This is a genomic window from Pseudomonas pseudonitroreducens (assembly GCF_021603645.1).
GTDB classification, from domain to species: Bacteria; Pseudomonadota; Gammaproteobacteria; order Pseudomonadales; family Pseudomonadaceae; genus Pseudomonas; species Pseudomonas pseudonitroreducens.
Window position 1 is genome coordinate 354421 of sequence record NZ_BQHJ01000001.1, and the last position, 17908, is coordinate 372328.

16 protein-coding genes are annotated in these 17908 nt (G+C 65.4%); 10 read left to right on the plus strand and 6 right to left on the minus strand.

The genetic code is table 11. From position 1 onward, the window contains the following. Positions 1-35: 35 nt before the first annotated feature. Complete coding sequence (locus L6D89_RS01650) at positions 36-995, plus strand: tRNA dihydrouridine synthase (protein WP_236198543.1); 960 nt, start codon at positions 36-38, stop codon at positions 993-995. A 116-nt stretch (positions 996-1111) separates the two neighbouring features. Here the strand turns inward: L6D89_RS01650 and L6D89_RS01655 are convergent, their stop codons facing one another. Further along, positions 1112-1858 (minus strand): SDR family oxidoreductase, encoded by a 747-nt coding sequence (locus tag L6D89_RS01655; RefSeq protein ID WP_236198544.1) that lies wholly within the window; start codon positions 1856-1858, stop codon positions 1112-1114. A 147-nt stretch (positions 1859-2005) separates the two neighbouring features. Between L6D89_RS01655 and L6D89_RS01660 the strand changes: the two genes are divergently transcribed. Then, the gene (locus L6D89_RS01660) at positions 2006-2452 is read left to right on the plus strand and encodes an Hsp20 family protein (protein ID WP_236170989.1); all 447 of its coding nucleotides are present in this window, start codon (positions 2006-2008) and stop codon (positions 2450-2452) included. A gap of 95 nt (positions 2453-2547) precedes the next feature. Here L6D89_RS01660 and L6D89_RS01665 read toward each other — a convergent pair whose 3' ends face one another. The 3 genes from L6D89_RS01665 to L6D89_RS01675 are packed head-to-tail and all read right to left on the minus strand — an operon-like array spanning position 2548 to position 5184. Next, positions 2548-3615 (minus strand): YkvI family membrane protein, encoded by a 1068-nt coding sequence (locus L6D89_RS01665; RefSeq protein ID WP_236198545.1) that lies wholly within the window; start codon positions 3613-3615, stop codon positions 2548-2550. 58 nt (positions 3616-3673) lie between these two features. Then, on the minus strand, positions 3674-4048 hold the full coding sequence (locus L6D89_RS01670) for a RidA family protein (protein ID WP_236170987.1): 375 nt from the start codon (positions 4046-4048) through the stop codon (positions 3674-3676). 20 nt (positions 4049-4068) lie between these two features. Continuing rightward, a complete protein-coding gene (locus tag L6D89_RS01675) occupies positions 4069-5184 on the minus strand; it encodes an NAD(P)/FAD-dependent oxidoreductase (protein WP_236198546.1) in 1116 nt (371 codons plus the stop codon). Between the two features lie 111 nt (positions 5185-5295). Here L6D89_RS01675 and L6D89_RS01680 point away from each other — a divergent pair, with 111 nt between their 5' ends. Then, positions 5296-5919, plus strand: coding sequence for a helix-turn-helix domain-containing protein (locus L6D89_RS01680; protein WP_236198547.1), 624 nt, complete (start codon positions 5296-5298; stop codon positions 5917-5919). 6 nt (positions 5920-5925) lie between these two features. Here L6D89_RS01680 and L6D89_RS01685 read toward each other — a convergent pair whose 3' ends face one another. Both L6D89_RS01685 and L6D89_RS01690 read right to left on the minus strand, forming a co-directional pair. Beyond that, entirely contained in the window at positions 5926-8802 is a 2877-nt protein-coding gene (locus L6D89_RS01685) for a sensor domain-containing protein (protein WP_236198548.1), read from the minus strand. A 112-nt stretch (positions 8803-8914) separates the two neighbouring features. Beyond that, on the minus strand, positions 8915-9808 hold the full coding sequence (locus tag L6D89_RS01690; protein ID WP_017520368.1) for a LysR family transcriptional regulator: 894 nt from the start codon (positions 9806-9808) through the stop codon (positions 8915-8917). A gap of 211 nt (positions 9809-10019) precedes the next feature. Here L6D89_RS01690 and leuC point away from each other — a divergent pair, with 211 nt between their 5' ends. The 7 genes from leuC to L6D89_RS01725 all read left to right on the plus strand — a co-directional run bounded on the left by leuC (position 10020) and on the right by L6D89_RS01725 (position 17817). Next, the gene (gene leuC, locus L6D89_RS01695) at positions 10020-11447 is read left to right on the plus strand and encodes a 3-isopropylmalate dehydratase large subunit (protein ID WP_236198549.1); all 1428 of its coding nucleotides are present in this window, start codon (positions 10020-10022) and stop codon (positions 11445-11447) included. Between the two features lie 11 nt (positions 11448-11458). Continuing rightward, on the plus strand, positions 11459-12103 hold the full coding sequence (gene leuD / locus L6D89_RS01700) for a 3-isopropylmalate dehydratase small subunit (RefSeq protein WP_054909166.1): 645 nt from the start codon (positions 11459-11461) through the stop codon (positions 12101-12103). 35 nt (positions 12104-12138) lie between these two features. After that, positions 12139-12903 carry a class I SAM-dependent methyltransferase gene (locus L6D89_RS01705; protein ID WP_236198550.1) on the plus strand — a complete coding sequence of 255 codons (765 nt, stop codon included), beginning with the start codon at positions 12139-12141 and terminating at the stop codon, positions 12901-12903. Between the two features lie 88 nt (positions 12904-12991). After that, positions 12992-14074 carry a 3-isopropylmalate dehydrogenase gene (gene leuB / locus L6D89_RS01710; RefSeq protein WP_236198551.1) on the plus strand — a complete coding sequence of 361 codons (1083 nt, stop codon included), beginning with the start codon at positions 12992-12994 and terminating at the stop codon, positions 14072-14074. Positions 14075-14154: 80 nt separating this feature from the next. After that, a complete protein-coding gene (gene asd / locus L6D89_RS01715; protein WP_236170979.1) occupies positions 14155-15267 on the plus strand; it encodes an aspartate-semialdehyde dehydrogenase in 1113 nt (370 codons plus the stop codon). Positions 15268-15524: 257 nt separating this feature from the next. Next, entirely contained in the window at positions 15525-16712 is a 1188-nt protein-coding gene (locus tag L6D89_RS01720) for a type IV pilus assembly protein FimV (protein ID WP_236198552.1), read from the plus strand. A gap of 94 nt (positions 16713-16806) precedes the next feature. Beyond that, the gene (locus L6D89_RS01725; RefSeq protein WP_236198553.1) at positions 16807-17817 is read left to right on the plus strand and encodes an aspartate-semialdehyde dehydrogenase; all 1011 of its coding nucleotides are present in this window, start codon (positions 16807-16809) and stop codon (positions 17815-17817) included. Positions 17818-17908: the final 91 nt, after the last annotated feature.

Genomic DNA, 17908 nt, shown 5'->3' on the forward strand with positions numbered 1-17908 from the left:
AATCCGCGGCCTTCGCCATTGCCCGAGATTTTCCCGTGCAGATCGCCCTGGCCCCGATGGAGGGGCTGGTAGATGACATCCTGCGCGATGTGCTGACTCGCGTCGGCGGCATCGACTGGTGCGTCACCGAATTCATCCGCATCAACGACCGACTGTTGCCGCCGTCGTCCTTCCTGGCGCTCGCGCCGGAGCTGGCGCACGGCAGCAGGACCCGCGCCGGCGTGCCGATGCGTGTGCAACTGCTCGGTTCCGACCCGCAACTGCTGGCGGAAAACGCCGTGCAGGCCTGCGAGCTGGGTGCCCCGGTGATCGACCTGAACTTCGGCTGCCCGGCGAAGACGGTGAACCGTTCCCGTGGCGGCGCGGTGCTGCTGAAGGAGCCCGAGCTGATGTTCAGCATCATCGAGGCCGTGCGCCGTGCGGTGCCGGCGCACATCCCGGTGACCTCGAAGATGCGCCTGGGCTATGACAGCCCGGATGGCGCGATCGACTGCGCCCGCGCCCTGGCCGACGCCGGCTCCGCCCACGTGGTGGTCCACGCGCGGACCAAGGCCGACGGCTACAAGCCGCCGGCACATTGGGAATGGGTGGCGAAGGTCGCCGATGCGGTAAAGGTGCCGGTGTTCGCCAATGGCGAAGTCTGGACCCTCGAGGATTACCACCGTTGTCGCTCCATCAGCGGTGTGGCCGACATCATGCTCGGCCGCGGGCTGGTTTCCCGCCCCGATCTCGCCCGGCAGATCGCTGCCTGGCGCGATGGCCGCGAGGTGGTGCCGATGCCCTGGTCCGAGGTGCGCGTGCTGCTCGACGACTTCTGGCGCCAGGCCCGGCGCAAGCTGGCGCCCCGCTATGCGCCGGGGCGGCTGAAGCAGTGGCTGGGGATGCTCACCCGCAGTTATCCCGAAGCCGTGGAGCTGTTCGCCCAGGTGCGCCGCGAGAGCGATTGCGAAGTGCTGGATCGGATGCTCCAGGTCGAGATCGAAGCAGCCGCTTGATCTGCTCTTCGTAGGAGCGAGCTTGCTCGCGAACGCGGTTCCTCCCAACACATCGGTGTTGAGCGGTTCGCGAGCAAGCTCGCTCCTACAAAAGCGTGCGCCACGATTACGCCGAATCAGCGGCCGCCGCTGACGTCGACGAAGCTGCCGGTGGAGTAGCTCGACTCGTTCGAGGCCAGGAACAGGATCGCTCGCGCCACTTCCTCGGCCTCGCCGCCGCGCCCCAGCGGAATCGCCGATTGCAGGCGTTCCACGCGGCCCGGCTCGCCACCACTGGCGTGGATCTCGGTCCTGATCAGCCCTGGTCGTACGGCGTTCACGCGGATACCTTCAGCGGCCACTTCCTTGGCCAGGCCGATGGTCAGGCTGTCCACCGCGCCCTTGGCGGCGGCGTAGTCGATGTATTCGTTGGGCGAGCCCAGGCGCGAAGCCATCGACGAGACATTGACGATGCTTCCGCCGTTGCCGCCGTGCTTGCGCGCCATGCGTCTGATCGCCTCGCGACAGCAGAGGAAGGTGCCGGTGACATTCACCGCGAACACCCGCTGCAGGCGTGCCACGTCCATCTCTTCGAGGCGCATCTGGCGCTCGAGGATGCCAGCGTTGTTCACCAGTGCGTCGATACGGCCGAAGTGTTCGTCCACTTCGCGGAACAGTCGCAGCACGTCTTCCTCGTTCGCCACGTCAGCGGCGAAGGCGCGTGCGTTGCCGCCGGCCCTGGTGATCTGTGTGACCAGCGCCTGGGCCGCTTCCTGCTCGCGGCGATAGTTGAGCGCCACGGCGAACCCGCGTTCGGCAGCGAGCAGCGCGGTGGCAGCGCCGATGCCGCGACTGGCGCCAGTGATCAGCATGACCTTGTCCATGGAAAATCATCCTGTGGCGAAGGGGGCTTGAAATGGATTCGGGCAGCCCAATCTATGTTCCTGCGGGAGGCCGAAGACGGGTCCCGCACCGGAGTTCTGATGTCAGGCTCCCGATCATACCTTGCTGAAATTTTCAGGAGATTCGCAATGAGCAACGTCCTTTCCCTCGCCCCGCTGTTCCGCCAGTCCGTTGGCTTCGATCGTTTCAATGATCTGTTCGAATCCGCCCTGCGCAGTGAAAGCGGCAGTTCCTACCCGCCCTACAACGTCGAGAAGCATGGTGACGACCAGTACCGCATCGTCATCGCCGCCGCCGGCCTGCAGGAGGAAGACCTGGAGCTGCAGGTGGAGCGCGGTGTGCTGACCGTCCATGGCGGCAAGCGCGAAAAGGCTTCCGAGAGCGTCACCTACCTGCACCAGGGCATTGCCCAGCGCGCCTTCAAGCTGTCGTTCCGCCTCGCCGATCACATCGAGGTCCAGGGCGCATCGCTGAAGAACGGCCTGCTCAGTGTCGAGCTGGTACGCATCGTTCCGGAAGAGGCCAAGCCCAAGCGGATCGCCATCAACGGCCAGAACCCGGCCATCGAAGGCTGAGAGGCGCCCCGGTACTAGCCGGGCCGTAGCCGCAAAGCAAAACGCCCGTCTCGCAGGAGACGGGCGTTTTCGTTGGTACCTCGATCGGCTGCCGATCAGGCTTTCTGCTGGTCCGGCAATGGTGCCGAACGATTGCGCCACCAGGCGATGACGATGGCCGCCATCAGCACGAAGCCCAGGTAGCCCATGGCCGGGTAGACCAGGCCCACCAGCTTGACGAAACCGACCTGGCTGGCGATGAAGGCGAGTACTACCGCGACCACGGTGGCAGCGCGGAACGGCACGCCATAGGCGGCGCAGCGTGCGGCCAGGGTGTAGGCGAAACCGCTGGTGGTGCAGTACAGCTTCACCAGCAGCAGGGCGAGCATCACGTCGCCGAACCAGGGCGCGATGTTGTTGCTCAGCAGCAGGGTGGGAATGGCGCTGCCGCCGATCACGTCGATCTGCACCAGCATCACCAGGGCCATGGCGAGAATCAGCACGCCGACGCCGATACCGCCGAATACTCCGCCCATTGCCGCGGTGCGCAGGTTCGCCACGCTGCCGCCCATCACCACCACGGCCGCCGCGGTGGCGGCGACGTTGTAGGAGACGTAGAGCAGCGCGCCGAGCAGCCAGTTGGGCGCCGGATGCGGCACGGCCTGGGCAATCTGCTCCAGTTCCGCCAGCGGCTTGTGGATATGCGTCAGCGCGTAGATGGCGATGATCGCCACGATGATCATCAGTACCGGGGTTATCAGGCTCATCAGGGTGATCACCCGTTTCAGGCCCAGGCACACGGTGATGATGGTCAGCACGCCAAGGACGATGCCGCCGATGGAGTGGCCGATGCCCAGTTGCTGTTCGAAGGAGGAGTTGGCGCCGGCGAACATCACCACCATGGTGCCGAACAGGAAGAACGTCAGCATCAGGTCGACGACGCGGCCCAGCGGCTTGCCACAGATGTACTCCATGGCTTCCTTGTGCGACTGGGTCTGCAGGCGGCTGCCGATCTGGTAGAGGTTCATCAGTAGGAAGGCGAACAGCGCCAGCGCCACCAGCGCGCCAGCCAGGCCCATGATGCCGAAGCCGCCGAAGAACTGGAGGATCTCCTGGCCCGAGGCGAAGCCGACGCCCACCACCAGGCCGATGTAGGCTCCGCCGAGCTTGAGACTGGTTTTCATGATCGAGACTCTGTTGTTGTTATGCGAGCGGCCCTGCTCGCGGCGGGGCCGAAAGGGGTCACGCTGCGCCGACGTAGGCCTGGATTTCCACCTCGACATCCACGCCCAGCGCCAGGGCCGAAGCCACGCAGGAGCGTACCGGCAGGCCCTGGTCGAAGTAGCGCTTGTACACCTCGTTGAAGCCGGCGAAGTGCGTCATGTCGGACAGCCACACGGTGGCCTTCACCACCTGGGAAAAGTTCGCGCCGCAGGCTTCCAGGCTCTCGGCGATGCGGGTCATCACCGCTTCGGTCTGGGTCTGGATGTCACCCTTCACCACCTGGCCGTCGGCGGTCATCGGCACCTGGCCGGAGAGGAACAGGAAGCCACCGGCCTTCACGGCGCGGGAGAAAGGGAAGGGCAGGGTGCTGGGAAAACGCTGGATATCGCTCATGGGTAAGTCTCCGGGGGAATTCAACGCAGGCGCGCCGGGCTCAGGCGCTGGGGGTCGACGCCTTCCAGGCGCAGGGATTCGGGGAGCGGCTGGCCGAGCAGCAGCGACTGGGCCAGGCGCGAGACGCCGTCGGCGGACTGGATGCCGTAGCCGCCCTGGGCGGCCAGCCAGAAGAACGCCGGGTTCCGGGCATCGCTGCCGATCACCAGGTCGCCATCACTGACGAATGAGCGCAGGCCGGCCCAGCTGTGGTTCGGCCGGCGGATCGCCAGGGTGGTGTGCTCTTCGATGTGGTGCACGCCGATGGCGATATCCAGCTCTTCGGGCTGCACGTCCTGGGCCTGCACCGGATCGGCATTGGCGGGCGAGCCGAGCAGTTGGCCGGCGTCCGGCTTGAAGTAGAAGCTTTCATCGATGCCGATGACGGTCGGCCAGCGACTGACATCGACACCTTCCGGCACGGCGAAGGTAAAGGCGGTGCGCCGGCAGGGTTGCAGGCCGACGGGGCGGATGCCGCAGCGCTCGGCCACATGGTCGGCCCAGGCGCCGGCGGCATTGACCAGTTGCGCGGCCTGTATGACTTCGCCATGGCTGAGTTGCAGCGTCCAGCCGCCATCATTCGCGTATCGGGCGGAGAGCAACTCGCGGTTGCAGCGCAACTCGCCGCCACGCTGGCGCAGCGCGCGCAGGTAGCCCTGGTGCAATGCATGGACGTCGAGATCGCGCGCATCTGCCTCGTAGAGCGCGCCGATGATCGCGTCGGCGCGCAGCACCGGGAGGAGCTCCAGCGCCTGTTCGGTACTGATGCGCTCGACACCGGGCGTGGCTTCGGCCTGGTTCAGCCGCTCGATGTCCTCGGGGCCGCCGACGTACAGGCAGCCGCGCGGGGTGAGGATCGGGTGCTCGCTGAAACCTGCCGGTGGATTCTCGTAGAAGGCGCGACTGGCGCGGGTCAGCGCCTGGATCTGCGGCGTGCCGTAGGCCTCCATGAACATTGCCGCGGAGCGCCCGGTGGCGTGATAGCCGGGCTGCTCTTCGCGCTCCACCACCAACACCTTGTGGGTCTCGCTCAGGCGGTAGGCGAGAGAAGCACCGGCAATGCCGGCACCGATGATGACGAAATCGAAATGGCTCACTGCAAGGGCCTTCTGCCGGTATTCTCTTATGTGAGAAATCTAAGATATGAGAATTTTTGCGCCAAAGGCAAGGCCCGGTAAACTTTCGTCGGCCCCCTCACGAGATGTCCCATGAGCGAAACCGCGCAGATACTAGCCAAACCCCAGCAACTGGATCGAGACGAAGTCGGTGCGCGCCTGCGGGCGGTTCGCAAGCAACAGAAGCTGACCCTGAAACAGCTCTCCGACCTGTCTGGGGTGGCGGTTTCCACTCTGTCGAAGATGGAGTTGGCGCAGGTCGCGGTGAGCTATGACAAGCTGGCCGCCGCCGCCCGCGCCTTGCAGGTGGATATCGCCCAGTTGTTCCGCCCATTGCCGCCCGTCGGAGCGCTGGCGGGACTGAAGACGTTCGTGAAGACCCGTGTCGATGACGCTGCCGGTTACGACACCGGGGGCTACGAGTACTACCCCATCGCCGGTGATTTCCCGCAGCGCAGCATGACGCCGCTGTACGCGCGCATCTTTGCCCGCGAAGTGGGCGAGTTCGATGATTACGTCCGCCACCCCGGCCAGGAGTTCGCCATGGTGGTGACCGGCCGCGTGCGCATCCAGTTCGAGACGGGCGAGTCGGTAAGCATCGGCCCGCGTGAGACGGCGTACTTCGACAGCAGCGTCGGCCACCTCTACCTCAACGACGGTGAAGCCGACGAGGCCCAGGTGATGGTGGTGATGTCGGAGTTGCGGCCCGCCGAGTAGCGGGCCTCAGGTCGCCTGTTGTGAGTCGCGCCGGGGCAGCAGGGCGATGAAGTCCTCCAGCGGCACCGGGCGGCTGAACAGGTAGCCCTGGTACAGGTGGCAGCCCTGTTCGGTCAGCAGCGCCAGCTGTTCGGGGGTTTCCACGCCTTCGGCCACCAGTTCCAGGCCGAGGCTGTGGCCCATGGCGATGATGGCGCGGACGATTTCCGCGTCGTTGCTGTCGTTGGGGGCGTCGCGCACGAAGCTCTGGTCGATCTTCAGGCTGTCCACCGGCAGGCGCTTGAGGTACGTGAGCGATGAATAGCCGGTGCCGAAGTCGTCCATGGCGAACCGCACGCCGACCTCGCGCAGGCGCTCCATGCGCGCGATGGTGTCGTCCAGTTGCTGGATCACGATGCCCTCGGTGATCTCCAGTTTCAGCAGGCTGGCTGGCAGTCTGGTCTTGTGCAGCAGCGCCAGCAGGCGCTCGACGAAGTCGCTTTGGCGGAACTGCCTCGGGCTGATGTTCACGCTCAGGCTGAAATTCTCGATGTCGATGCGGCCCTCGGCGAGCAGTTGCGCGCCGGTGCGGCAGGCCTCCTCGATGACCCACTGGCCGACCTCGACGATCAGTCCGCTGTCTTCCAGGACGCGGATGAAGCTGGCCGGCGATTGCGGGCCGCGAGTCGGGTGGCGCCAGCGCAGCAACGCCTCGGCACCGACGATGCGCGAATCGCGGGTGTCCACCTGCGCCTGGTAGTGCAGGTTGAACTCACGCCGGGCGAGGGCCATGCGCAGGCCGTTCTCCAGGCGCAGGCGCTCGCTGGCGGCCTGCTGCATGGATTCGTGGAACAGCTGCACGGTGTTGCGCCCGGCGTCCTTGGCACGGTACATGGCAATGTCGGCGCGCTTGAGCAGGTCGTCGGGGGTCGCGCCGTCATCGGGGATCAGCGCGATACCGATACTCGGGGTGATCTGCAGGCGGTGGCCGTCCAGCAGCATCGGCTCGGCCAGCAGGTCGCGCAGCTTTTCCGCCAGTTGCCGCACTTGCTGCGCGGTCTCCAGGCGGCTGCCCTCGATACCGGTGATCAGCACCACGAACTCGTCGCCGCCCAGGCGCGCCACGGTGTCTTCCTGGCGCACGCTGGCTTCCAGGCGCGCGGTGACCATCTGCAGGATGGAATCGCCGACCGAGTGGCCGAGCGAGTCATTGATGTGCTTGAAGTGGTCGAGGTCGAGGAACAGCAGCGCGCCGCGCAGGCTGTGGCGTTGCAGCAGGGCGATCTGCTGCTTGAGGCGGTCCATCAGCAGGGCGCGGTTGGGCAGGTCGGTCAGGGCGTCGTGGTAGGCGAGGTGCTGAATGCGCGCCTCGGCCTCGCGCAGTTCGCTGGTGTCGCGGGCGGTCAGCAGCAGGCAGTTCACGCCGCCCAGCTCGATCGGCTCCACCGACACGTCCACCGTCTTGATCGTGCCGTCGCGGTGGCGGCCGCGCATTTCCAGGTGGTGGACGAAGCCGTCGCGGTTCAGCGCGGCGATCATGTTCAGGCGCTCGTCCGGGTCGGCCCAGATGTTGATGCCCAGGGCGGTCTGCCCGATCACTTCGTCGGTGCGGTAACCGGTGAGGCGGTGGAAGCCTTCGTTGACCTCGATGTAGCGGCCCGTCTCGCGTTCGGTGATGGTGATGGCGTCAGGGCTGGAGTGGAACGCCTTGGCGAACTTTTCCTGGCTGGCCTTGAGCGCCGCCTCGGCCTGCAGGCGCCGGGTGACGTCGCGGAAGCTGGAGAGAATGCACAACTGGCGGTCGACCCAGATCAGCCGGCTGGCGACCATGCAGGTGATGGTCTGGCCCTCGCGGGTGAGGAACTGCACCTCGACGTTCTGCAGCGAGTGGTCGCGCATCAGTTGCTCGAACAGTCGCGAGCGCTGGTGGTGGTCGGCCCAGAAGGCGACCTGGTGGGATGAGCGGCCGATGATGTCCTCGGCGAGCCAGCCGAAGGTGCTGCAGAAACTGGGGTTCACTTCGACGAATTCGCCGTCGCGCACCCTGGACACGCAGATCGGGTCCGGGCTGCCCTGGAACAGGCTGGCGAACTTTTCCTCCGAGGCCTGCAGGCTGCGCTCGCGCAGTACGCGCTCGGTGATGTCGAGCAGGGTGCCAGCCATGCGCAACGGCTTGCCGTGGGCATTGCGGTACAGGCGTGCGCGGCTTTCCAGGTAGCGGACTTCGCCCGAGTCGAGCTGGGCACGGTAGGTGAACTGGTAGTCATTCTCCGGCCCGCGGGCCAGCCGTGCGTAGGCCTGGCGCATGCGCTGGCGGTCGGTCTTGTCGACGCAGGCGAAGAATTCGCCGAAGGGCCCGTGGAAATCCCGATCAGGCAATTCGTGCAGGACGGCAGCGCGGGCCGAGCCGTAGAGCAGGCCGCTGGGAATGTGCCAGTCCCAGATGCCCAGTTGAGCGGAATCCAGGGCCAGGTCGAGGCGCTCCTGGCTGTCGCGCAGGGCCTGTTCCTGGGCGCGCACGTGGGTGATGTCGCGTACCGTCAGGACCAGGCAGGGCTGCTCGTCCAGTTCGATCTGGCAGCCGTAGACGCGGGCACTGCGGATCTCCCCGGTGCGCGTCAGCAAGGTGACTTCGAAGCCGTCGAGCTGCTGTTCGGCGGCCATCCGCTCGAGCATGCGCTGGCGCTCGTCGAGGCTGCGCCACAGGCCAAGCTGCACGGACGTGCGACCAAGCGCTTCCTCGCGACTCCAGCCGAAGCGGTCGACGAAGCTGGCATTCAATTCGAGGAATTTACCGCTGTCGCGGTCGGTGATGACCATGGCGTCAGGCGCGGTATGAAAGGCCTTGGCGAACTGGTCCTGGCCGTCGGTGGCGAACGGGGGCGTACGCGGGGCGCGGTTCATGCGGCGCTTCCCCGATGGCTGGCGGCGCCGGTCAATCGAGGCCGGCTAACGCGAGGTGGCGTGCGGACGGGCATTCGGGCCCCTTCTTCTAGTTCTGTCAGAACAATAGAGGTTAGGCCGCGACAGGCGCAAGCCCGGCCGCCTGGGCGTCGAGCAGGCGCATGAAGGCCCGCGCGGCGTTGGATAGGGTGCGCTCGGTGTGCAGGATGTAGCCCAGTTGGCGACTGAGCTGGATGTCCTGCAGCGGCAGGCGGACGACGCTGTCATCGAGCATGGTGCGCGGCAGGACGCTCCAGGCCAGGCCGATGGAAACCATCATCTTGATGGTCTCCATGTAGTTGGTGCTCATGCCGATGTTCGGCGTCAGGCCTTCGGCTTCGAACATGCGCCGCACGATGTGGTGGGTGAAGGTGTTGCCGCCGGGGAATACCGCCGGGTGCCGCGCCACATCGGCGAGGAACACCGGGCCCTGCACGGACAGCGGGTGCTCCGGGGCGGCGACGAAGTCCAGCGGGTCGTCCCATACCGGCACGGCGCGCACGGGTTCGGCGGTTTCCGGGGCGAGGGTGATCACGGCCAGTTCGGCGCGGCCATGGAGAATCTCTTCGTAGGCCACTTCCGAGTCACAGAACTGGATGTCCAGTGCCACCTGCGGGTGGGCCTTGGTGAAAGCGCGCAGCAACGGCGGCAGGCGGTGCAGGCCGATGTGGTGGCTGGTGGCCAGGACCAGACGACCGCTCACCTCGCCATTGAGGTTGGTCAGTGCCCGACGGGTATCGTCCAGCACGCTGAGAATCTGGTAGGCGCGCGGCAGCAGGGCGCGACCGGACTCGGTGAGCGTTACTTCGCGGCCAACCCGGTCGAACAAGCGCACGCCCAGCTGGTTTTCCAGGGCGGCGATGCGTTTGCTCACCGCCGGCTGGGTCAGGTGCAGGCGCTCGCCGGCTTCGGAGAAGCTGCCGGACTCGGCGATGGCGAGGAAGGTGTTGAGGCTGGTCAGGTCCATCGGGGCGGCTCCAGGCGTCAGGCGTCAGGCGTCAGGCTGCAGGCAACAGCGGGCGGAGCGTTTTTGCCTGCAGCTTGAAGCTTATAACTTGTCGCATTCCTTATGGGAATCCTTCGGATGAAAAATATGAATTTGAGTTATTCGGTACCTTTCCATAGGATCATCCCCACAAGCCCAAGGGGCATAGAAAGACGCTGATGAGGACTCTCTGATGGCCGGCAAGACGCTCTACGACAAACTCTGGGAAATGCACGAGGTGAAGCGCCGTGACGATGGTTCGTCGCTCATCTACATCGACCGTCACATCCTTCACGAAGTGACCTCGCCGCAGGCTTTCGAAGGCCTGCGCCTGGCCGGCCGCAAGCCGTGGCGCATCGATGCCAACATCGCCACCCCGGACCACAACGTGCCGACCACCCAGGTCGAGCGCAAGGGCGGCCTCGCGGCCATTGCCGACGAAGTGTCGCGCATCCAGGTCCAGACCCTGGACGAGAACTGCGATGACTTCGGCATCCTCGAATTCAAGATGAACGACATTCGCCAGGGCATCGTCCACGTGGTCGGTCCGGAGCAGGGCGCGACCCTGCCGGGCATGACCGTGGTCTGCGGCGACTCGCACACCTCGACCCACGGCGCCTTCGGCGCGCTGGCCCATGGCATCGGCACCTCCGAAGTGGAGCACGTGCTCGCCACCCAGTGCCTGGTCGCCAAGAAGATGAAGAACATGCAGGTTCGCGTGGAAGGCAAACTGCCCTTCGGCGTGACCGCCAAGGACATTGTCCTCGCAGTGATCGGCAAGATCGGCACCGCGGGCGGCAACGGCCATGCCCTGGAGTTCGCCGGCAGCGCCATCCGCGACCTGTCCATGGAAGGCCGCATGACCATCTGCAACATGTCCATCGAGGCAGGCGCCCGCGTCGGCATGGTGGCGTGCGACGAGAAGACCGTCGAATACGTGAAGGGTCGTCCGTTCTCGCCGCAAGGCAGCGACTGGGACAAGGCCGTCGAAGCCTGGCGCGACCTGGTTTCCGACGCCGATGCGCACTTCGACACCATCGTCGAGCTGCGTGCCGAGGACATCAAGCCGCAGGTCAGCTGGGGCACTTCGCCCGAGATGGTCCTGGCCGTCGACCAGAACGTGCCGGACCCGGCTGCCGAGGCGGATGCGGTCAAGCGCGATTCCATCACCCGCGCCCTCAAGTACATGGGCCTGAACGCCAACCAGGCGATCACCGATATCCAGCTGGACCGCGTGTTCATCGGTTCCTGCACCAACTCGCGCATCGAAGACCTGCGCGCCGCCGCCGCCGTGGCCAAGGGCCGCAAGGTCGCCGCTACCGTGAAGCAGGCGCTGGTCGTACCGGGCTCGGGACTGGTGAAAGCCCAGGCCGAACAGGAAGGCCTGGACAAGATTTTCATCGAAGCCGGCTTCGAGTGGCGTGAACCGGGCTGCTCCATGTGCCTGGCGATGAACCCGGACCGCCTGGAGAGCGGCGAGCACTGCGCTTCCACCTCCAACCGCAACTTCGAAGGCCGCCAGGGCGCCGGTGGTCGTACCCACCTGGTGAGTCCGGCGATGGCCGCCGCGGCTGCGGTGACCGGTCGTTTCATCGACGTACGTGAATTGATGCAGGCCTGAGGAGACCAGAGATGAAAGCATTCACCCAGCACACCGGTCTCGTCGCGCCGCTCGACCGCGCCAACGTCGACACCGACCAGATCATTCCCAAGCAATTCCTCAAGTCGATCAAGCGCACCGGCTTCGGCCCGAATTTGTTCGACGAGTGGCGCTACCTGGACGTCGGCCAGCCGAACCAGGACAACTCCAAGCGTCCGGTGAACAAGGACTTTGTCCTCAACTTCCCGCGCTTCCAGGGCGCCAGCGTGCTGCTGGCCCGTGAGAACTTCGGTTGCGGCTCCTCCCGCGAGCACGCGCCGTGGGCGCTGGACGAGTACGGCTTCCGCACCGTGATCGCGCCGAGCTTCGCCGACATCTTCTTCAACAACAGCTTCAAGAACGGCCTGCTGCCGATCATCCTGAAGGACGAAGAAGTGGACGAGCTGTTCGCCCAGTGCGAAGCCACCGAGGGTTACCAGCTGACCGTCGACCTCGCCGCGCAGACCGTGACCCGTCCGGACGGCAAGCAGTACAGCTTCGAGGTGGACGCGTTCCGCAAGCACTGCCTGCTCAACGGCCTGGACGACATCGGCCTGACCCTGCAGGACGCCGACGCCATCCGCAGTTTCGAAGGTGGTTATAAACAGCAGCAGCCCTGGTTGTTCCGCGACGCCTGATGGCGCCGCAGCAGCCGCAAGCCAAGGAGACAGTCATGACCGAGAGTCGTCACGAGCAAGTGGTCCAGCGCCAGTTCGGCGCCCAGGCCAGCGCTTACCTGACCAGTGCCGTACACGCCCAGGGCGAGGAATTCGCCCAGCTGCGCGAGCGACTGTCGGCGACTACCGGTGCGCGCGTGCTGGACCTGGGGTGCGGGGCAGGGCACGTGAGCTTCAACGTCGCGCCGCTGGCTGGCGAAGTGGTGGCTTACGACCTGTCCCAGCAGATGCTCGACGTGGTGGCTTCGGCCGCCGCCGAGCGCGGCCTGGGCAACATCGCCACGCGTTGTGGCGCCGCCGAGCAGTTGCCGTTCGAAGAGGGCGAGTTCGACTTCGTCTTCAGCCGCTATTCCGCGCACCACTGGCGGGATGTTGGCCAGGCGCTGCGCGAAGTGCGCCGGGTGCTCAAGCCGGGTGGCGTGGCCTGCTTCATCGATGTCGCAGCGCCCGGCTTGCCTCTGCCGGACACCTATCTGCAGACTGTCGAGGTCCTGCGCGACACCAGCCACGTGCGTGACTACTCGCCGTCGGAGTGGGCGCGCTTAGTGGGCGAGGCTGGGCTTGCGGTGACCGCTGCCAAGCGCCAGCGCCTGCGCCTGGAGTTCACCTCCTGGGTCGAGCGCATGCGTACGCCCGAAGTGATGCGCCAGGCCATTCGTGCCCTGCAGCTTTCGATGGGCGACGAGGTGCGCGAGTATTTCGAGATCGACGCCGAGGGTTCTTTCAGCACCGACGTGCTGGTGCTCTGGGCAATCAAATAACGGCTGCAGGCGGCAGGCTACAGGCAGTAAGAAAAAGCCTGTGGCCTGAAGCCTGCGGCCCGCAGCTTTTTCCGAAGGAAAACATTTCATGAGCAAACAGATTCTGGTTCTTCCCGGCGACGGTATCGGCCCGGAAATCATGGCCGAAGCGGTCAAGGTGCTGGAGCTGGCCAACGACAAGTTCGCCCTGGGCTTCGAGCTGACCGAAGATGTGATCGGTGGTGCCGCCATCGACAAACACGGCGTACCGCTGGCCGACGAGACCCTGGAGCGCGCGCGCAACTCCGACGCTGTGCTGCTGGGCGCCGTGGGCGGCCCGAAGTGGGACAAGATCGAGCGTGACATCCGCCCCGAGCGCGGCCTGCTGAAGATCCGTTCGCAACTGGGCCTGTTCGGCAACCTGCGCCCGGCCATCCTCTACCCGCAACTGGCCGATGCCTCCAGCCTGAAGCCCGAAGTGGTCGCCGGCCTGGACATCCTCATCGTCCGCGAGCTGACCGGCGGCATCTACTTCGGCCAACCGCGCGAGCAGCGCGTGCTGGAGAATGGCGAGCGCCGGGCGTACGACACCCTGCCGTACAGCGAAAGCGAAATCCGCCGCATCGCCCGCGTCGGCTTCGACATGGCCCGCGTGCGTGGCAAGAAGCTCTGCTCGGTGGACAAGGCCAACGTCCTGGCTTCCAGCCAGCTGTGGCGCGAAGTGGTTGAGGAAGTCGCCAAGGACTACCCGGATATCGAGCTGTCGCACATGTACGTCGACAACGCCGCCATGCAGCTGGTCCGCGCGCCCAAGCAGTTCGACGTGATGGTCACTGACAACATGTTCGGCGACATCCTATCGGATGAGGCTTCCATGCTCACCGGCTCCATCGGCATGCTGCCTTCCGCCTCGCTGGACTCGAACAACAAGGGCATGTACGAGCCTTGCCATGGTTCCGCGCCGGACATCGCCGGCAAGGGCATCGCCAACCCGCTGGCGACCATCCTCTCGGTGTCGATGATGCTGCGCTACACCTTCAATGAAGGTGCTGCCGCCGACGCCATCGAGAAGGCCGTGAGCCTGGTGCTCGACCAGGCTCTGCGTACCGGGGATATCTGGTCCGAAGGCTGCACCAGGGTCGGTACCCGCGAAATGGGCGATGCGGTAGTCGCGGCTCTGCGGAATCTGTAATCTGTTCGGCTCGCTCGTTCCCGCACTTTTGTAGGAAGGCGGGAACGACGGCCCTCTAAATATTTGAAGGTGTAGTAGCGATGAAGCGTGTAGGTCTGATCGGTTGGCGTGGCATGGTGGGTTCGGTGCTCATGCAGCGGATGCTGGAAGAGCGGGACTTCGACCTGATCGAGCCGGTGTTCTTCACCACCTCCAATGTGGGTGGCGAAGGTCCGTCCATTGGCAAGGACATTGCCCCCCTGAAAGACGCCTACAGCATCGAGGAACTGAAAACCCTCGACGTCATCCTGACCTGCCAGGGCGGCGACTACACCAGCGAAGTCTTCCCCAAGCTGCGCGAAGCCGGCTGGCAGGGTTACTGGATCGACGCTGCTTCCAGCCTGCGCATGCAGGATGACGCGGTCATCGTTCTCGACCCGGTCAACCGCAAGGTCATCGACAACTCGCTGGATGCCGGCACCAAGAACTACATCGGCGGCAACTGCACCGTCAGTCTGATGCTGATGGCCCTGGGTGGCCTGTTCGAGGCTGGCCTGGTCGAGTGGATGAGCGCCATGACCTATCAGGCGGCCTCGGGCGCCGGCGCGCAGAACATGCGCGAGCTGATCAAGCAGATGGGCGCCATCAACGCCTCCGTCGCCGATGACCTGGCCAACCCGTCCAGCGCCATCCTCGACATCGACCGCAAGGTCGCCGAGGCCATTCGCAGCGACGCCATGCCCACCGAGAACTTCGGTGCGCCGCTGGCCGGCAGCCTGATCCCGTGGATCGACAAGGAACTGCCCAACGGCCAGAGCCGCGAAGAGTGGAAGGGCCAGGCCGAGACCAACAAGATCCTCGGTCGCTTCAAGAACCCGATCCCGGTCGACGGCATCTGCGTGCGCATCGGCGCCATGCGTTGCCACAGCCAGGCGCTGACCATCAAGCTGAACAAGGATGTGCCGATGGCCGACATCGAAGGCCTGATCAGCCAGCACAACCCGTGGGTCAAGCTGATCCCCAACCAGCGTGAAATCAGCATGCGCGAACTGACTCCGGCGGCCGTTACCGGCACCCTGAGCGTTCCGGTCGGCCGTCTGCGCAAGCTCAACATGGGCTCGCAGTACATCGGCGCCTTCACCGTCGGCGACCAGCTGCTGTGGGGCGCTGCCGAGCCGCTGCGCCGCATGCTGCGTATCCTGCTGGAGCGCTGATCCACCCCGCGTGACCTCGCAACGCCGGCCCAGTGCCGGCGTTGTGCTTTCTGGAGCACGAGAAGTTCCGGTTGTGTAGGTGAACCGCCGCACAAAAACGCCAGTCCGTCTGGCTGCCGGTCCTTTGGCGCCAGTTTCTGTGACGCACCCGGAAAAGCCACCGGGAACCAGTCGCTATCCTCGCAGCCCGTCCATGGGGACAGGTTTCGGCGCGCCTTTTCGTGCCGGCCGACGGCAAGCAAGCAGCGGGGGAGAAAATGGCTCGGTTACACAGATTGTGGTTGGCGACGGCGGTGGCGGCAGCCTTCATGCCGGGCATGGCGGGCGCACTGGAACTGGGCGACATTTCCTCGCGCGCGGCGCTGGGGCAGACCCTTTCGGCCAGTATCGACCTGCGTGGTACGGCAGACCTGAGCTCCGAGGAAGTCGTGGTCAGCCTCGCCTCGGCAGAAGACTTCGAGCGCCTGGGGGTGGATCGCAATGTGGTCACCAGCGGGCTGAAGTTCACGCCCGACCTTGGCGGGAATGGCCGTGGCGTCATTCATGTCAGCTCGTCCAAGCCGATTCGCGAGCCCTACGTGAATTTCGTCCTGCAGGTTGTCTGGCCGCAGGGGCGTCTGGTGCGCGAATTCACCCTGTTGCTGGACCCGCCGACCTATGCGGCCAGCCCGGTGGTGCCGCCGGCCATTGCGCCGATTGCCGCGGTGCGCGCAGCGCAAGCGCAGCCGCTGGCACCGTCGGTGGCCAGCGCGCCGGCTGCGGACAGCTATCGGATCCAGCGCAATGACGCGCTGTGGGACATCGCCTCGCGCAATCGCCCGTCCACCAGTGTTTCGGTCATGCAGACCATGGCGGCGATCCAGCGGATGAATCCGGATGCCTTCGTCGACGGCAACATCAACCGCATCAAGGTCGGCCAGGTGCTGCGTCTGCCCAGCGAACAGCAGGTTCGTGAGCAGACCCATGCCCAGGCAGTGGCGCATGTGGAAACCCAGAATTCGCAGTGGAAGGCCAAGCGCAATCCGGAAACGGCCCAGCTGGGGCGGCAACTCGACGCCACGCACAAGGCCGAGGCGGGGAGTGCGCCGGCAAAGGCGGAAGAGCGCGACAACCTGCGCCTGGTCTCCGGCCAGCCAGGCAAGGACAAGGGCAAGGTCGACGCCGAGCAGCTTGCTGTGGCCCAGGAGGGTCTGGACAGTGCGCGCCGCGAGGGCGAGGAGCTGCGCAGCCGGATTTCCGACCTGGAAAGCCAGACCCAGAAGCTGAACAAGCTGATCGAGCTGAAGGACTCGCAGATCGCCGGGCTGATCGCGCGTCTGGCCGAGCAGGATCGCGCCAAGGCCCAGGTCGCTTCACCTGCGGGCAACCCCCAGGCTGCGGCGGAAGTCGCCCAGGCATCCGCACCGCTGACCGCCCAGGCGGCGGATGGCGCGCCGCACCCCTGAGCTGCGGCGATAGGCGGCGGGGCCCTCGATTGCTTCGCCGCCGGTGGGGGCAGTAAAGTGCTGCGCTACTTTTCCCACCGATTGTGAGACCCCGATGCCTGAAACACTCGACATTGCCGTAGTTGGCGCCACAGGACTCGTTGGCGAGGCTTTGGTCGAACTGCTGGAAGAGCGCGACTTCCCCGTCGCCAATCTGTATCTGCTGGCCAGCGGTGAATCCGCCGGCAAGTCGATAGCCTTCCGTGGGCGCAACATCCGGGTCGCCAAACTCGATGAGTTCGACTTCGCCAAGGTGCGCCTGGCCTTCCTCTCCGTGGGCGCCGAAGCCGCCGCCGACTGTGCTGCCCGTGCCGGCGCGGCCGGCTGCAGCGTGATCGATCTCAGTGGTGCCTCGCTGAACAACACCGCTGCACTGCTGGCCCAGGCCTGCGTGAACGGCGATGCCGTCGAAACCCTGTCGCTTCCCGCGCTGATTGCCGCTCCGGCGGCACCGGCCGCCGAGGTTGCCGAAGTGCTTGCCGCGCTGCGTGGCGTGCTGGAGCTTCGCCAGGTGAATGTGGCCGCCTGCCTGTCCGCTTCCGCCCTGGGGCGCGAGGGTGTGCAGGAACTGGCGCGGCAGACTGCCGAGCTGCTCAATGCCCGCCCGCTGGAGCCGCGCCTGCTGGATCGCCAGTTCGCCTTCAACATGCTGGCGCAATTGGGCGCTGTCGATGCGCAGGGTTATTCCGCGGTCGAGCGGCGCATCGCGGCAGAGCTCTCGGTACTGTTCCCTGAACTGAAGGGCGGCCTGAGCGTGGCCTGCAGCCTGGCACCGGTGTTCTTCGGTGATGCCCTGATGCTGTCCATCAAGGCTGCGGCACCGATCTCGCTGTCCGCCGTCAGTGCCGCGCTGGAGGCAGCCGAAGGCATCGAGGTGGTGGAAGACGACTACCCGACTGTCATCGGCGATGCACAGGGGGAGGATAGTGTCTACGTCGGTCGCCTACGGACCGGTCTGACAGATTCGTGCGAACTGAATTTGTGGATTGCGTCAGATAATGTGAGAAAAGGCGCAGCCCTAAATGCTGTGAACTTGGGCGAATTGTTGATAAAACACTATCTGTAAAAGATACTTACCGAATATTTGAAGAAGTATTCTAGCTTGGCAATACTGGCCGGGAACGTCGCTGACAGGGGAGAGCACCACCGTGAAAACG

Bases quoted from the DNA above. Each gene is read 5' to 3' on its own strand.
- L6D89_RS01680 (WP_236198547.1), top strand. From the start codon at position 5,296: ATGAGCGAAACCGCGCAGATACTAGCCAAACCCCAGCAACTGGATCGA.
- leuC (WP_236198549.1), top strand. From the start codon at position 10,020: ATGGCCGGCAAGACGCTCTACGACAAACTCTGGGAAATGCACGAGGTG.
- L6D89_RS01670 (WP_236170987.1), bottom strand. From the start codon at position 4,048: ATGAGCGATATCCAGCGTTTTCCCAGCACCCTGCCCTTCCCTTTCTCC.
- L6D89_RS01685 (WP_236198548.1), bottom strand. From the start codon at position 8,802: ATGAACCGCGCCCCGCGTACGCCCCCGTTCGCCACCGACGGCCAGGAC.
- L6D89_RS01690 (WP_017520368.1), bottom strand. From the start codon at position 9,808: ATGGACCTGACCAGCCTCAACACCTTCCTCGCCATCGCCGAGTCCGGC.
- L6D89_RS01665 (WP_236198545.1), bottom strand. From the start codon at position 3,615: ATGAAAACCAGTCTCAAGCTCGGCGGAGCCTACATCGGCCTGGTGGTG.
- L6D89_RS01705 (WP_236198550.1), top strand. From the start codon at position 12,139: ATGACCGAGAGTCGTCACGAGCAAGTGGTCCAGCGCCAGTTCGGCGCC.
- leuD (WP_054909166.1), top strand. From the start codon at position 11,459: ATGAAAGCATTCACCCAGCACACCGGTCTCGTCGCGCCGCTCGACCGC.
- L6D89_RS01725 (WP_236198553.1), top strand. From the start codon at position 16,807: ATGCCTGAAACACTCGACATTGCCGTAGTTGGCGCCACAGGACTCGTT.
- asd (WP_236170979.1), top strand. From the start codon at position 14,155: ATGAAGCGTGTAGGTCTGATCGGTTGGCGTGGCATGGTGGGTTCGGTG.
- L6D89_RS01660 (WP_236170989.1), top strand. From the start codon at position 2,006: ATGAGCAACGTCCTTTCCCTCGCCCCGCTGTTCCGCCAGTCCGTTGGC.
- leuB (WP_236198551.1), top strand. From the start codon at position 12,992: ATGAGCAAACAGATTCTGGTTCTTCCCGGCGACGGTATCGGCCCGGAA.
- L6D89_RS01720 (WP_236198552.1), top strand. From the start codon at position 15,525: ATGGCTCGGTTACACAGATTGTGGTTGGCGACGGCGGTGGCGGCAGCC.
- L6D89_RS01655 (WP_236198544.1), bottom strand. From the start codon at position 1,858: ATGGACAAGGTCATGCTGATCACTGGCGCCAGTCGCGGCATCGGCGCT.